Source organism: Sedimentitalea nanhaiensis DSM 24252, assembly GCF_000473225.1.
Taxonomy (GTDB): domain Bacteria; phylum Pseudomonadota; class Alphaproteobacteria; order Rhodobacterales; family Rhodobacteraceae; genus Sedimentitalea; species Sedimentitalea nanhaiensis.
On the sequence record NZ_KI421509.1, the window covers coordinates 1,625,297 to 1,638,875 of the forward strand.

18 protein-coding genes are annotated in these 13,579 nt (G+C 61.5%); 11 read left to right on the forward strand and 7 right to left on the reverse strand.

Annotated features, from left to right (window positions below):
- Positions 1–91 precede the first annotated feature (91 nt).
- Positions 92–643: a 2-amino-4-hydroxy-6-hydroxymethyldihydropteridine diphosphokinase gene (gene folK / locus NANH_RS0109655; RefSeq protein WP_245601426.1), complete on the reverse strand. Its 552-nt coding sequence runs from the start codon at positions 641–643 to the stop codon at positions 92–94.
- A 155-nt stretch (positions 644–798) separates the two neighbouring features.
- On the opposite strand from folK, the gene NANH_RS0109660 reads away from it, so the two are divergent.
- From NANH_RS0109660 to NANH_RS0109685, 6 genes are all read left to right on the forward strand, one after another.
- Positions 799–1,374 (forward strand): LabA-like NYN domain-containing protein, encoded by a 576-nt coding sequence (locus NANH_RS0109660; protein WP_027261862.1) that lies wholly within the window; start codon positions 799–801, stop codon positions 1,372–1,374.
- 281 nt (positions 1,375–1,655) lie between these two features.
- Positions 1,656–2,606: a 4-hydroxy-3-methylbut-2-enyl diphosphate reductase gene (gene ispH / locus NANH_RS0109665; protein ID WP_027261863.1), complete on the forward strand. Its 951-nt coding sequence runs from the start codon at positions 1,656–1,658 to the stop codon at positions 2,604–2,606.
- A complete protein-coding gene (locus NANH_RS0109670) occupies positions 2,606–3,055 on the forward strand; it encodes a DUF3429 domain-containing protein (RefSeq protein ID WP_407694883.1) in 450 nt (149 codons plus the stop codon). The genes ispH and NANH_RS0109670 overlap by 1 nt, the downstream gene beginning before the upstream one ends.
- The gene (locus tag NANH_RS0109675) at positions 3,052–3,645 is read left to right on the forward strand and encodes a class I SAM-dependent methyltransferase (protein ID WP_027261864.1); all 594 of its coding nucleotides are present in this window, start codon (positions 3,052–3,054) and stop codon (positions 3,643–3,645) included. Before NANH_RS0109670 ends, NANH_RS0109675 begins: the two co-directional genes overlap by 4 nt.
- Entirely contained in the window at positions 3,638–4,105 is a 468-nt protein-coding gene (gene rnhA, locus NANH_RS0109680) for a ribonuclease HI (RefSeq protein ID WP_027261865.1), read from the forward strand. Before NANH_RS0109675 ends, rnhA begins: the two co-directional genes overlap by 8 nt.
- Positions 4,102–4,725 carry a trimeric intracellular cation channel family protein gene (locus tag NANH_RS0109685; RefSeq protein ID WP_027261866.1) on the forward strand — a complete coding sequence of 208 codons (624 nt, stop codon included), beginning with the start codon at positions 4,102–4,104 and terminating at the stop codon, positions 4,723–4,725. Before rnhA ends, NANH_RS0109685 begins: the two co-directional genes overlap by 4 nt.
- Positions 4,726–4,738: 13 nt before the next feature.
- Here NANH_RS0109685 and NANH_RS0109690 read toward each other — a convergent pair whose 3' ends face one another.
- Genes NANH_RS0109690 through fmt form a run of 3 tightly spaced genes read right to left on the reverse strand, consistent with a single transcriptional unit; the run spans position 4,739 to position 6,130 of the window.
- Positions 4,739–4,975, reverse strand: a complete 237-nt coding sequence (locus NANH_RS0109690; RefSeq protein ID WP_407694885.1) for a GlsB/YeaQ/YmgE family stress response membrane protein — start codon at positions 4,973–4,975, stop codon at positions 4,739–4,741.
- 2 nt (positions 4,976–4,977) lie between these two features.
- The gene (locus NANH_RS0109695; RefSeq protein WP_027261868.1) at positions 4,978–5,214 is read right to left on the reverse strand and encodes a hypothetical protein; all 237 of its coding nucleotides are present in this window, start codon (positions 5,212–5,214) and stop codon (positions 4,978–4,980) included.
- A gap of 4 nt (positions 5,215–5,218) precedes the next feature.
- A complete protein-coding gene (gene fmt, locus NANH_RS0109700) occupies positions 5,219–6,130 on the reverse strand; it encodes a methionyl-tRNA formyltransferase (RefSeq protein ID WP_027261869.1) in 912 nt (303 codons plus the stop codon).
- A 234-nt stretch (positions 6,131–6,364) separates the two neighbouring features.
- On the opposite strand from fmt, the gene NANH_RS29060 reads away from it, so the two are divergent.
- From NANH_RS29060 to NANH_RS27400, 4 genes are all read left to right on the forward strand, one after another.
- Positions 6,365–6,694, forward strand: coding sequence for a hypothetical protein (locus tag NANH_RS29060; RefSeq protein WP_211237084.1), 330 nt, complete (start codon positions 6,365–6,367; stop codon positions 6,692–6,694).
- A 70-nt stretch (positions 6,695–6,764) separates the two neighbouring features.
- Positions 6,765–6,851: a hypothetical protein gene (locus tag NANH_RS29795; RefSeq protein ID WP_081710452.1), complete on the forward strand. Its 87-nt coding sequence runs from the start codon at positions 6,765–6,767 to the stop codon at positions 6,849–6,851.
- A gap of 35 nt (positions 6,852–6,886) precedes the next feature.
- A complete protein-coding gene (locus tag NANH_RS27395; RefSeq protein WP_027261870.1) occupies positions 6,887–7,150 on the forward strand; it encodes a hypothetical protein in 264 nt (87 codons plus the stop codon).
- Between the two features lie 71 nt (positions 7,151–7,221).
- Positions 7,222–7,758, forward strand: a complete 537-nt coding sequence (locus NANH_RS27400; protein WP_139236379.1) for a hypothetical protein — start codon at positions 7,222–7,224, stop codon at positions 7,756–7,758.
- Positions 7,759–8,351: 593 nt separating this feature from the next.
- Here NANH_RS27400 and NANH_RS0109730 read toward each other — a convergent pair.
- Positions 8,352–9,935 (reverse strand): arylsulfatase, encoded by a 1,584-nt coding sequence (locus NANH_RS0109730; protein ID WP_027261872.1) that lies wholly within the window; start codon positions 9,933–9,935, stop codon positions 8,352–8,354.
- A 235-nt stretch (positions 9,936–10,170) separates the two neighbouring features.
- On the opposite strand from NANH_RS0109730, the gene NANH_RS0109735 reads away from it, so the two are divergent.
- Positions 10,171–12,156 carry a multiheme c-type cytochrome gene (locus tag NANH_RS0109735; protein ID WP_245601427.1) on the forward strand — a complete coding sequence of 662 codons (1,986 nt, stop codon included), beginning with the start codon at positions 10,171–10,173 and terminating at the stop codon, positions 12,154–12,156.
- Here the strand turns inward: NANH_RS0109735 and NANH_RS0109740 are convergent, their stop codons facing one another.
- Together NANH_RS0109740 and NANH_RS0109745 are read right to left on the reverse strand one after the other, a co-directional pair.
- Entirely contained in the window at positions 12,157–12,738 is a 582-nt protein-coding gene (locus NANH_RS0109740; protein WP_027261874.1) for an amino acid synthesis family protein, read from the reverse strand.
- A complete protein-coding gene (locus tag NANH_RS0109745; protein ID WP_027261875.1) occupies positions 12,731–13,579 on the reverse strand; it encodes a UPF0280 family protein in 849 nt (282 codons plus the stop codon). The genes NANH_RS0109740 and NANH_RS0109745 overlap by 8 nt, the downstream gene beginning before the upstream one ends.

Genomic DNA, 13,579 nt, shown 5'->3' on the forward strand with positions numbered 1-13,579 from the left:
ATGGGACCTCCAACAGATTGTTTCGTCCAGAAGGGCGGTGTGTAGTCGCGAATCTAAAGATTGACAAGCGCAGAATCATCTGATCCGGGGCCTAAATCGGTTTGACGGCGCCAATTTCCACCTGCGGTAGGTCCTCACACATTTCGCGCACGGTCTTTTTCAGCACCGGATGCCACCATTGCGGCGCAACGTCGGCCAGCGGCACCAGGGCAAAAGCCCGGTCCTGCAATCGAGGATGAGGCAGAATCAAGTGATCCGGCGTCGCGCGCACCTGATCTTCGGGTGCAAGATTCAACCAGGCCCGCTGCCCGGCGTCATCGGGTAAAACAGATTGCCCGAAGGTCAGGATATCCAGATCCAACGTGCGCATCCCCCATCGTTGTACACGCGCCCGTCCGAACCGGTGCTCGATATCGTGCAGCCTGCGCAAGAGTTCGGCAGGGCCAAGCGCGGTCTCGATCCGCACTGCCGCATTGACGTAATCAGGACCGGCCCCCGCAGGAAAACAGGGGGTCGAATAGAAACGGCTGACGGCCCGAATCACCAGATCGTCTGAGCATAGATTTCGAATTGCATGGATCAGCGTGGTTGCCGTTGGGGAACCCTCAAAAGGCAGGTTTCCGCCCAATCCCAACGCTATCATTGACCGGGATCCGATCATTTTTGACCAATTTTCATAACATCCCTATACTTGCGGTACATGCGAATATCCCTATTTTAAGCTGACCGGCCCGTCAAAATTTAATCACTCACTCACGGAACGCGTGACGGGACGAAATTACCAGAAGGACTATTTTGATGTTTTACAAGGACGAACGGCTCGCGCTGTTCATCGATGGGTCGAATCTGTATGCGGCAGCAAAGGCGCTGGGATTTGATATCGACTACAAGTTGCTGCGCCAGGAATTCATGCGCCGCGGCAAAATGCTGCGCGCGTTCTATTACACTGCACTGCTCGAAAACGATGAATATTCACCGATCCGGCCACTTGTGGACTGGTTGCACTATAACGGTTTCACAATGGTGACCAAACCCGCCAAGGAATACACCGACAGCATGGGGCGTCGCAAGGTCAAGGGCAACATGGACATCGAACTGACCGTGGACGCCATGGAACTGGCACCTCGGGTCGATCATATCGTGCTGTTTTCCGGGGATGGCGATTTTCGCCCGTTGGTGGCCAGTCTTCAGCGGCAGGGTGTGCGGGTTTCGGTGGTATCGACCATCCGCAGCCAACCGCCGATGATCTCAGACGATCTGCGGCGCCAGGCCGACAACTTCATCGAACTCGAAGAGCTCAAGGAAGTGATTGGACGCCCGCCGCGCGATGTAATGCCCGAACCGCGCAGCGTCGCGGTCGCCGGCAGCCAGTAGGCATAACCGCAGGCCCCAACGCTGGAACCTGCGGCACCAGATCCGGGTTCGGTCACGGGTGCAAGGTACGCTTGGCGATGCCAGCACCCGGATGCCGGGGACCTGTCCATTCCCTTGGCACCAGAACACATTTGCGAACGCGCCCAAAGCTTGCAGTCTTACAAAGGATATCTCTGGTCTTTGGGACATAACTCGGAACCGCCCGGACACGGTTGCGCGCCCCTTCATCTCTCTGGACGATTGCCGCGCAAACCCTTAGGTCACGCGCCATGGAGACCCAAATGCAAAAACCGCCCGTGACCCTCTATCTGGCCGCCCCGCGCGGTTTCTGCGCCGGTGTGGATCGGGCGATCAAGATTGTCGAGATGGCGCTGCAGAAATGGGGGGCCCCGGTTTATGTGCGCCACGAAATCGTGCACAATAAATTTGTGGTCGACGGGCTCAAGGCCAAAGGGGCAGTGTTTGTCGAGGAACTGGACGAATGCCCCAACGACCGGCCGGTGATCTTTTCAGCCCATGGTGTGCCCAAATCGGTGCCCGCCGAGGCCGAAGAACGCCACATGATCTATGTGGATGCCACCTGTCCCCTGGTCAGCAAGGTCCATATCGAGGCCCAACGGCACGCCGAAAGCGGGTTGCAGATGATCATGATCGGTCACAAGGGGCACCCGGAAACCATCGGCACAATGGGACAGTTGCCCCAGGGCGAGGTGCTGCTGGTGGAAACCGTCTCCGATGTGGCCACCGTACAGGTGCGCAACCCGTCACGGATCGCCTTTGTCACTCAGACCACCCTCAGTGTGGATGACACGACAGACATCGTCGCCGCGCTCAAGGCGCGGTTCCCGGCGATCATCGGGCCACATAAGGAAGACATCTGTTATGCCACCACAAACCGGCAGGAGGCCGTCAAATCGATGGCCCCGCTGGTCGATGCCATGCTGGTCGTTGGCGCACCCAATTCTTCCAATTCGCGGCGGCTGGTCGAAGTGGGAACCAAGGCCGGTTGTCCCTATGCCCAGCTTGTACAACGCGCCGATGATATCGATTGGCGGGCGCTGCGAGGTGCGGCAAGCATCGGCGTCACCGCCGGGGCGTCGGCCCCAGAAGTACTGATCGACGAGGTGATCGACGCGATCAAGGACCGCTATGTCGTCACCGTGAGCACGGTGGAAACCGCCGTGGAAAACGTGGAATTCAAGGTTCCGCGCGTCCTGCGGACTGCGAGCTGATGCGGATTCCCCGGGTTCCTTTGATCCTGGCGATAGCCGGAGTAATCCCCTTTTTCTGGGGCGCGATCACCTATCTGAACGCCGACCTAGGTGCCTGGGGGTCGGCGGCATTGGCGCCTCGGTTTGTCGGGCCCTATGTCCAGCTGTTTTATGGCTCGGTCATCCTGTCGTTCATGTCCGGTGTGCTGTGGGGCTTTGCCACCAAAGCGACCGGCGGCCGGGCTGCGGCGGCCTATGCATTGTCGGTGATCCCCGCGCTATGGGCCTTTTTCATGACGGGTGGCGGGCCAGTCAGCGCGGGCAGCAATCTGATCTTTGGCTTCGCCGGGGTTCTTTTACTGGACTATGCGTTTTCAATGTGGCGCTTGACCCCGCCCTGGTGGATGAGTCTGCGGGCACCAATGACCGTCCTGGTTATCGCCTGCCTATCGGTCGGTGTCTGGCTATGAGCGATCCGCGCACTCTGGCGGTTTATAACAGTCGCAGCGACGACTATACCGCCATGATGACCCGCGAAGCCAAAGCCGATCCAATGATCGGCCGCTTCATCGCAGCCTGCCCGGCAGGCGGTCGCGTGCTGGATCTGGGATGCGGGCCGGGGCACTATGCCAGCCGCATGGCGCAAGCGGGACTTAAGGTCGAGGCGATCGATGCGTCGCAGGCCATGATCGACAAGGCCGCCACGCTGCCGGGCGTGTCGGCCAAACTGGGGCGGTTCGAGGATGTGTCCGGCGACAAGCTGTACGATGGGATCTGGGCCTATTTCAGCCTGCTGCACGCTCCCCGCAGCGCCATGCCTGACCATCTGACTCGCATTTCTGCCGCGCTAAAGCCCGGCGGCGTGCTTTTCATGGGCATGAAGCGCGGCGCAGGCGGCGGTCGGGACCGGCTGGATCGTTACTACGAATACTACCAACGCGAAGAACTGGAGACCCTGTTGACTGACGCAGGACTGACCCCCGACGAACATTGGACCGGAAAGGCGGCAGGCCTGTCGGGCCACCCCGAAGGCTGGATCGTGATACGCGCCCATGGCTGAGTATCTGGCCTATACGGACGGCGCTTGCTCGGGCAATCCCGGCCCCGGCGGCTGGGGCGTGTTGATGCAGGCGAAAGAGGGCGACGTCGTCCTGAAGGAACGCGAACTTTCGGGCGGCGAAGCCAACACCACCAACAACCGGATGGAGTTGCTGGCCGCGATCTCGGCGTTGGAAACGCTGGGGCGGGCAACGGCGATCACGATTGTGACCGACAGCCAATACGTCAAGAACGGTGTCACCAGCTGGATCCACGGCTGGAAACGCAATGGTTGGAAGACTTCGGCCAAGAAGCCGGTCAAGAATGTCGAGCTGTGGCAGCGGCTGGATGCGGCACAGGCTGGTCACGATGTGACCTGGAAATGGGTCAAGGGCCACGCAGGCCACCCGGAAAACGAACGCGCCGATGAGCTGGCCCGCGCCGGCATGGCACCCTTCAAGCCCCAGCGGGCTGCCAAATGACGTTTCTGGCGTTGCTAGACTATGCTTCGGTCCTGGTCTTTGCGCTGACCGGCGCTCTGGTCGCCAGCCGGGCTCAGCTGGACCTGGTCGGGTTTGCCTTTATCGCCTGCCTCACCGCAGTCGGCGGTGGTACGGTGCGCGACCTTCTGCTGGATCGTGACCCGGTGTTCTGGATTGGTCAGCCTGCCTATATCCTGATCGGCGTCGCGGCGGCAATTCTGGTGTTCTTTTCCGCGCATCTGATGGAAAGCCGCTATCGCTGGTTGTTGTGGCTGGACAGCTTTGCCCTGTCCATCGCCGTGGCCGCCGGTGCAGGTGTTGCCATCGCCCAATTCCAGCCCGGCGTGATCGTCGTGCTGATGGGGGTTGCCACCGGATGCCTGGGGGGGCTGATGCGGGACGTCGTCGTTGGAGAAATCCCGCTGGTGCTCAAGCAGGGAGAACTCTACGCCACCGCCGCGCTGGTTGGATCTGCAGCGGCCTTGATCGCATTGGAGATCGGGATTTCTACACGCGAGGCACTGCTGATCGCTGCGGGTGTGTGCTGGGCACTGCGGGCTGGCTCGCTGGCCTTTGGCTGGAGCCTGCCGGTCTACAAGAGCCGCCCGCCCCGCGCGTGACGCGCCTGCCGGTTCAGCGCCGGTATTTCCGCCACAGCCAAATCAACAGCATCGCGCCCAGCACCGCCCCGACGAACCCGGACATCGCCCCCATCACCGAGGTCAGTACACGCAACACCAGCCCACCGATCAGGGCACCCAGGATGCCGATGAACATGGTGGTGGGGATATCTGCCTCCAGCCGCATCAACCGGGTTGCCAGAAACCCCGCCGCAGCGCCGATGACGATCAGGCCAACGATGCTGATCATTGCTATTTCCGCCAATGGGTCGGCACAACGATCAGTGCGCCGATGGACGAAACAATCGCATTCATGCCAGGGCTGCCAAACCCGAAACCAAACATGATACGAACGAAATAGAACAGAAAGGCCCCGCCGATGCAGATGATGATCGAGGGCAGGTAACCATTGTGAGTGAACTGGGTTTTCTCGGACAGGTAACCGACGATGCCAGCGATCACCACGGTGCCGATCATGACAGGAAAAATCCGCTTACCCTCCCATCTGTGTGCCGGCAGGCACCGGCCAGCCGCGTAAAAAGGTTTCGGTATCCTGCGCCTCCTTGCTCGCCCGTTGCAAGCGCAGGATCGATACAGCCCCCGCACCGCAAGCCACGGTCAGCGCATCGTCCAGAACCCGCCCCGCCGCACCCTGCCCGCGTACAACCCGCGAAGACAACAGCTTGACCCGGTCCTTACCGATCTGCGTCCAGGCCCCGGGAAACGGCGAGAGGGCACGGATCTGGCGATCGATCCGTTCGGCCGACTGGGTCCAGTCGATCCGGGCCTCGGCCTTGTCGATCTTGTCAGCATAGGTCACCCCCGCCGTCGGCTGGGGTGTGGGCGTCAGATCCGGCAGCTGGGCAAGCGCCTGCACAATCAGATCCGCGCCGAGGGCGGACAGCCGGTCATGCAACGCACCTGTCGTCTCTTGCCTTGCAATGGGCGTGGATGCGCGCAACAGCACCGGGCCAGTGTCCAGACCGGCCTCCATTTGCATAATGCAAACGCCGGTTTCGGCATCCCCCGCCATGATCGCCCGATGGATCGGTGCTGCCCCGCGCCAACGTGGCAGCAGGCTTGCATGGATGTTCAGACAACCATGTTTCGGCGCGTCAAGAACCGCCTGCGGCAGGATCAGACCATAGGCAACGACCACTGCGACGTCGGCTTGAAAACTGGCGAACTCGGCCTGTGCTTCAGCCGTTTTCAGCGACTTCGGATGACGTACCGCCAGACCCAGGGTCTCGGCGTATGCCTGCACGGGGCTGGGGCGGTCCTTTTTGCCACGGCCCGCCGGGCGCGGCGGCTGGCAATACACGGCGGCAATTTCGTGCCCGGCATCGACCAGAGCTTGCAATACGGGCACGGAAAACTCGGGCGTTCCCATAAAAACTAGACGCATACTGCGGCCCCCGATCCTGCTGCGGCCCTCCTGCGGCCACTGTCTGCATGTCTTGGTTGCATGTGCTGTCCCCGCTGTCTTTGATAGCGCTTCTATGGCTTCGCACGCTGGAAGACCATGCCGCAATAGGTTCCGTTTGTCCGACATTCCCCTGGTTCTTGCGCATCCCATCCACCACGCTAGTCCGTCGTTCAACGGCGTAGTGCATTCGACGTCCGGCACCATGACCCAAGAATGAGCGTTGATGCCCGCGCACGAACAGATCCAAGACCTGAAGGCCCGGATGGCGCAATCCATCATCGGCCAGACCGGCCGCTTCCTGATGCATGTCACAACATCGCCCACCCCCCGGTCGAAAACGAGGTCGAGGCGATCCGGCTGATACGCCGCCAAGAGATCGCGGTCGGAACCAGCCCCCGCGCCTCGCTGGCGCTGGACACTGAGGTGGCGCCCATGCCTGGCTGGCGGGGCGCGAAATCTCAGCCTGTTGCCACGCCAACCTGCGCATTGGGTGCTGAATGGGCGGTACACCAGCAAGCTGCGCGGGCGGGGGCTGAACTTTGAAGAGTTGCGGGCTACCTGACCGGCGACAACATCCGCCTGGAAGGTCACCGCCCGCACCGGCAATCCGCATGTGCGCGTCTATACCGAGGAACGCGACCGCCCCACCCCGTTGTTGGTGGATCAGCGCATGTCGATGTTCTTTGGCAGCCCGGTCTAAATGAAATCCGTGGTTGCGGTCGAGTCGGCGGCCCGGTGTTTGGCGATGGTACCATTGCCGAGCATCGCCCGATCCGCTCGACGGCCGCGTTGCACCGGTTGCTTGCCACCATGGCCCGTGCAAACCAGCGCCTGCATGCGCAGGCACAGGCGTCGACATCGGACACCTCGAACCGCGTTTTGCAGGCGGCGGCACGGGGCGCCAAGACCAACTACGCAGGCTGGCGCAAGACAACGATCTGTTTCTGTTCAACGTCGCGGATCCGTTGGCAGACACCCTGCCCGACGGGTTCCGGCTGATCGCAACCGACGGGAGTTTGCAGGCCGAACCCGATGCGACCACGGAGAACACTCGCCATAGGATGCAAACCATGATGGACAGTCGCTTGGCTCTGGTTGCCGATTGGACGCGGAAATATGGTCTGCCCTTTGTGCCGCCCAGCGCCGATGCCCCGGCACTGGATCAAGACCCCTCGGGTGCAAGAGGCGGACACCGCATGATCTCGCTCGCACTCCCGTGGGCCTTGCTCTCTTGCCCCCCTTTCCGCCACCGTGTCACTGCGACCCCTGTGCCCTTTTTCCGCAGATTGACCGAGGCATCTGGTTTTCAGGCGCAAGAAGGGTCCAGCATCCTGCGCCGTGGGCGCTGGCAGATGACGGCCGCTTTCCTGATCTGGGCGCTGGTAGTGCTGGCGCGATTGTGGTTCCGGCGTGGCTGGACGATGCGCTGGGGTGGCGTGGGTTTGGTATGGCTGACGCTGAAACTGCCCCTGCCTGCGCAGGCAGATGGCTGGCGCGACTGGTTCCTGCCCCCGATCAGCAAGGGCGACCGGCCTACGAGGCCAAAGACTATGCGCGTGCCGCTACCTTGTTTGCCGACCCGATGTGGCACGGACACTCCATGCTGAGGGCGGGGAAATATGCCCAGACTGGCCCTGTTTGCCGGGCGCGACAGCACCGAGACCGCCCTCGGCGAAGGCATGGCGCGGTCCCGCAACCGCGAATACCGCCCGAGCGCCCGCGCTTTTTAAGACGCCCCGGAAAGGCGCCCGGATTTTCCCGAGGCCGAAACCAACCGTGATATCGCATGGGCTGACGCCGCTCGGATATTTACCGAGTTGCATGGCCAGTTGCGCAAAGATCGGCGCCGCCATGGGAAAGCTGCCGCCCTGCCGGGACTGAATCCAAAGGCATGAGACCATAGAAGGCGCGCTCGGCTCTATACAGCCAGCCAACAGAAGCTCGGTTCGCGCGCGTTCTCGGTGACTTTTGTCCTGCTTTTCGCGTCGTCGTCCAGTGGCTGTGATCGGCTATGATGCCGGGGACCTATCTGCGGCACGAGGATCGCAGCCTGTGTTCTGCGCGGGGTTGGTGGGGGCTGTGGCTGTCCCTTATCCGTCCGACCCAAGCCCGTGAACGTACGCTGGGATCGTCAGGAAATAACACCAACGGCATGTGGCCGCCCATTGCAGGGCAGCCACCTTTTGTTCCTTCAAGCGATCTATTTGGACCCCATCGAGGAAAAGATCTTGTCTCTGGCATCGCCGATGGTGAAGCTGCCTGGCTTCTGACGCGGCGGATATTCCTCGAACGTGGCCAGGAACTGCCCCACAAAATCCGCTGCGGGCAGTAACAGGAAAACGTGATCCAGATACCAGTCGTAGTAGGTGTTCGAGGTGAGCTGCGCCCGCTCATAGGGGTCCTGGCGCAGGTTGAACAGCAGCGGAATACGCAGTTCGGTCCAAGGCTCTGCCCAGGCGCGTAGGGTCTGCGGGAAACGATGCTCAAGAAAGATAGCCTTCCAGTCATTGTAACGCAACGCAGTCAGGTCGCCATCATCCGAAAAATAGAAGATTTCCTTGCGCGGGGACTCGTCTACTTCGCCGAGCAGATACGGCAGGGTGTTGTAGCCATCCAGATGCACCTTGTAATCACGACCACCGCCGACTTCGGCCACGGTGACCCCTTGCAGAAGCTGCTCCTTGATATCGGGGTTCCCGGCCATGGCCAGGAAGGTCGGCAACCAGTCCATGTGGTGCATGATCCCGTTGGACACGGATCCGGCTTCGATCTTGCCGGGCCAGCGCACCATGGCCGGAACGCGGAATCCGCCTTCCCAGTTGGTGTTCTTTTCACCCCGGAACGGGGTCATCCCCGCGTCGGGCCAGCTGTTCATGTGCGGACCGTTGTCTGTGGAATATTGCACAAAGGTATTGTCGGCGATGCCGAGTTCATCCAGCAAATCCAGCAGTTGTCCGACCTGCATGTCATGTTCGATCATGCCAGCCTGATACTCGCTCATGTTGCCATACATGTCGTTGGCCTTGGCGCGCATCTCGTCTTTCACATGAGTGCGGAAATGCATCCGCGTTCCGTTCCACCATACGAACCAGGGGGTGCCTTCTTCGGTCTTGCGTTTGATGAAATCGGTTGCCGCAGCAAGGGTTTCCTCGTCGACCGTTTCCATCCGCTTTCTGGTCAGCGGTCCGGTGTCTTCGATCGTGCCATCGGCCGAGGATTTGACCACGCCGCGCGGACCGAACCGTTCGCGGAACGCGGGATCCTTGGGATAGTCTTCCAGCTCGGGCTCTTCCTCGGCGTTGAGGTGATAGAGGTTGCCGAAGAATTCGTCGAACCCGTGGTTGGTGGGCAGCATTTCGTCCCGGTCGCCCAGATGGTTCTTGCCGAATTGCCCCGTGGCATAGCCCTGTGCCTTGAGCAAACCAGCAATGGTCGGGTCCTCGATCTGCATTCCTTCGGTCGCGCCCGGCATACCGACCTTTGACAGGCCGGTGCGGAATACCGATTGCCCGGTAATGAAGGACGATCGCCCGGCGGTACAGGACTGCTCGGCGTAATAGTCGGTAAAGATCATGCCTTCATCGGCAACCCGGTCGATATTCGGCGTCTGATACCCCATAAGGCCCATGGTATAGGCCGAAATGTTGGACTGGCCGATATCATCCCCCCAGATCACCAGAATATTGGGTTTCTCCTGGGCATTCGCGGATGCTGCAACAGCAACCACCACCGCTGTAGCCACCCCCCTTGCAACGCCTCGGATAATGGATCCTGGATCAAGCATTTTCACTCTCCATGTCATCTTCTGTTTGCTGTCAGAAATGCGCCCGATTGCAGTCCAGGCCATTCTACCATGACGAAACTGACCGAAATTTCAACCGCCTCGCAAGATTTCCTTTAAGACCGCCAATGGGCGAATGTCGCGAATGTGCTGTACAAGTTCCCGGCGAAAACCCCGGCTGGACAGGTGTTTTACGCCGTGCGACTGTCCAATGTAACCTGAGGAGCCGTACTGTCCCGTGTCACGTCTTAAACACTGCGGTCGGGCCACAAACCGATACGCTGGATTATCAAAGCTGCTGGCGGCATTCGGTATTCTTCTGACCGCGGCCCCGCTGACCGTAACCGCGCAAACAGCAGACACACCTGCCTATGTCGGGTCGGCGGCCTGTACCGATTGTCACCGGCGTCAAGCCGATGACTGGCAGAAATCCCATCACGCCATGGCGTGGACACAGCCGAATTCCGATACCATTCTGGGTGATTTCGATGAGACCCAGTTTCTGCACAGGGGCATCACCACCCGCTTTGGCCGCGAGGACGGCCAGTATGTCGTTCACACCGACGGGCCGGATGGGTCAATGCAACGCTATCCTGTGGCCGGCGTCGCCGGGCTCGCTCCGTTGCAACAATATATACTGGAAACCGAAGCGGGCCGATTGCAATCGCTGGACGTGGTTTGGGATGTCGAGGAAAAGCGCTGGTATCACCTGTATCCGGATCAGGACCTGCCCGCAGGCGACGGGCTGCACTGGACCGGCCCTTATAAAACCTGGAACGCACGCTGCGCGGAATGCCACGCGACCAACTATGACAAGAACTTCGATCCAAAGACCGCCAGCTATGCCAGCACCCAGACCGAGATCGGCGTCGGGTGCGAATCCTGTCACGGACCAGGTCAGGCGCATCGGGACTGGGCACTGGCAAATGGAGATTATGACCCGGACCGCTGGGCCGGGCTGAGCGGAAGCGGGTTTTCGATGGATTTCAACACCGGAGCCGAAGCCGAGATCCAGCAATGCGCCGGATGCCATTCGAGGCGCGAGGCCTTTGAAGATGGCACCCCCCTGCCCGGAACGCCGTTTCACGATGCCTATCGCCTGTCGCCCTTGCGCGAAGGTCTGTATCATCCTGACGGACAGATCCTGGACGAGGTTTATGTCTATGGATCCTTCCTGCAGTCCAAGATGTACTCCAAGGGGGTTGCCTGCACCGATTGCCACAACCCGCATTCGGGCGAACGTCTGGCCAAGGGCAACGCGATCTGTACACAGTGCCATTCCGCCGCCGGAAATCCGCGTTTCCCATCGCTGCCATTGACGCAATATGACGATCCAGCCCACCATTTCCACCCCGAAGACAGCAGCGGCGCCCAATGCAAGAACTGCCACATGATCGAAAGAACCTATATGGGTGTCGACGGGCGGCGCGATCATTCGTTCCGCGTTCCGCGCCCGGATCTGAGCGTTGAAACCACAGCACCCAACGCCTGTACCGATTGCCACGATGACCGTACCGCGGCATGGGCCTCGCAAACGGTTGCGGCCTGGTACCCCGACAGCCGCCATCGCGGCCCGCATTTCTCGCAGGTCTTTGCACCGGCACGCGACAATCCGGCCGCCCAGGCCGAGGGTTTGCTGGGCATTGCAGAACACAGTGGCCTGCCCGGCATCGTGCGCGCCAGCGCGCTGGACCTGCTGGCGCCGGTGAGCACACCGGCCATAGCCGCACGCGGCGTTCCGCTGCTGTCAGACCCCGACCCGATGGTACGCACCGCAGCAGTGCCGCTGCAACGGGCCGCCCCCACCGAAGCCGCAGGTCATCTGCTGCCGTTGTTACAGGACCCTATGCGCAGCGTCCGGATCGCCGCCGCACGCGAGTTTTTGGGATTGCGGATCGCGCAAATGCCCGAAAGCGCGACCAGGGCGTTGGGGCAGGCCATGACCGAATGGCAGCGCTCGCTTCAGAACAAGGCCGATTTGCCCGAAACGCAATTGGTCATGGGCGGGATCGGGCTGACCACGCGCAACATGGCCGCCGCCCTGAGCGCCTTTGGCGAAGCGGTCGAAATGGACCCCCAACTGGTTCAAGCCTGGACGATGATCGCGCGCATCCAGGATGCCCTGGGCGACCGGCAGGCCGCTGTGGAAACCTTGAACCGGGCGATTGCGGCCAACCCTGAGGATATCGCACTGCTGCTGATGCGGGCCGATCTGCTGCCCTGATCAGCGCAGCCCGTCCTCGCCTTTGACATCTTCCACGCCCAGCCCCCCCATGCGGTGGTGGATGCGCGGCCCGCGCGCCATCGCCAGCGCGAACAGCAACTCGTTTGCCCGCGGCCCGTCGGGCACTCCAACCTCCATCCCATCAAAATGGCTGCGCACATAGGCGGCATTGATGTGACCCAGCGGGATGTCGATGCGGGTGCCCACACCGCCCATTTTCATTGATGACGGCACGATCGCCTTGGCCGCGCCCAACCGTTCGCGCATCGCATAGCCGCCCGGCACATGCCACAGGGCGGTATGTTCCAGCTCGCCATTCTCGCCGACCAACCCGGCCTTGCCATAGCCGTCGATACCGTCGATGCCGCCCATCGCCTCGATGAGGCGATCGGTCATCATCAGGCCCAGTGGTTTCAGATCTTCCATTGCCGACTGCAGATCAATGACAAAACCACCGGCAAACGGGTTGTGCACCAGCGCCACGATCGCCGCGCGACGACGGGGAAGTCGCGGTGCAGGACCGGCATCGTGGTGGATATCTTCGACAAAGACCATGGTCTTGCGCAGCGTGAATTCAGGCATCAATCGGATCCTTCCGGTCATATTTCATCAGCTCGGGCGCGCCCATCGCACGATAGGCGCCGTTCAAACACAGGAACGCCGCGTCGATCAGATTGCGCGCCAGACAGCCTTGGGCAAAGGCCACGCCCCGGTCCAGCGCGCGCCAGGTTTCTTCGGCTGTCAGCCGGCCGACATCAACGGTGACCAACCGCGCGCGCAAATCGCTGTCCGGTGACAGGCTGTTTGCCGGAACCCGCGTCACGGCCCGATGCCCGGGCAAGTCCACCGCATTGGCGATCAGCGTGGCGGCAACATCGGCCTGCACCGCCGTGCGGGCCAATACCGTGACACTGTCGGCGATCCCCATCGAATGACTGCGCCCACGCCAACCAGATGTCGCCATGCCGCGCACAGGAGAGTTCGCGCTCAGACGAATGCGCGGGGCGGGTCCGGCGGCAATCGCGGCCGTCAGGCTGTGAGCCTCGGTCAAATGAAAGGCGACATCTCCGCCATTGTTCACATGCACTGTGTGCAACCCTGTTCCGGCGCAGATTGCGCGCAGGATCTCGTCCGCCACCGCCCCGGCGACACCGGCCATCGGCGTGACAAAAACGGTGCCATGCGCGGCTGCCGCGCGGTGCATGGCGCAGGCGACCCTGCCAAGCAACACACGGCTCTGGCCCACTGGGAGGCGCAGGGTATCAAGCTCGGCAACCAGCTCGGTCAGGACGGTTTCGAACCGCTCCACCCCCCGGCGCAACCCCGCCTGCCGCCCCGGCCCCGTGGCGTCAACGATCAGATCAATCGGCCCATGATGCAAATGCAATCGCCCGTCGGACAGGAACGCGGCTTGTGCTTCCAT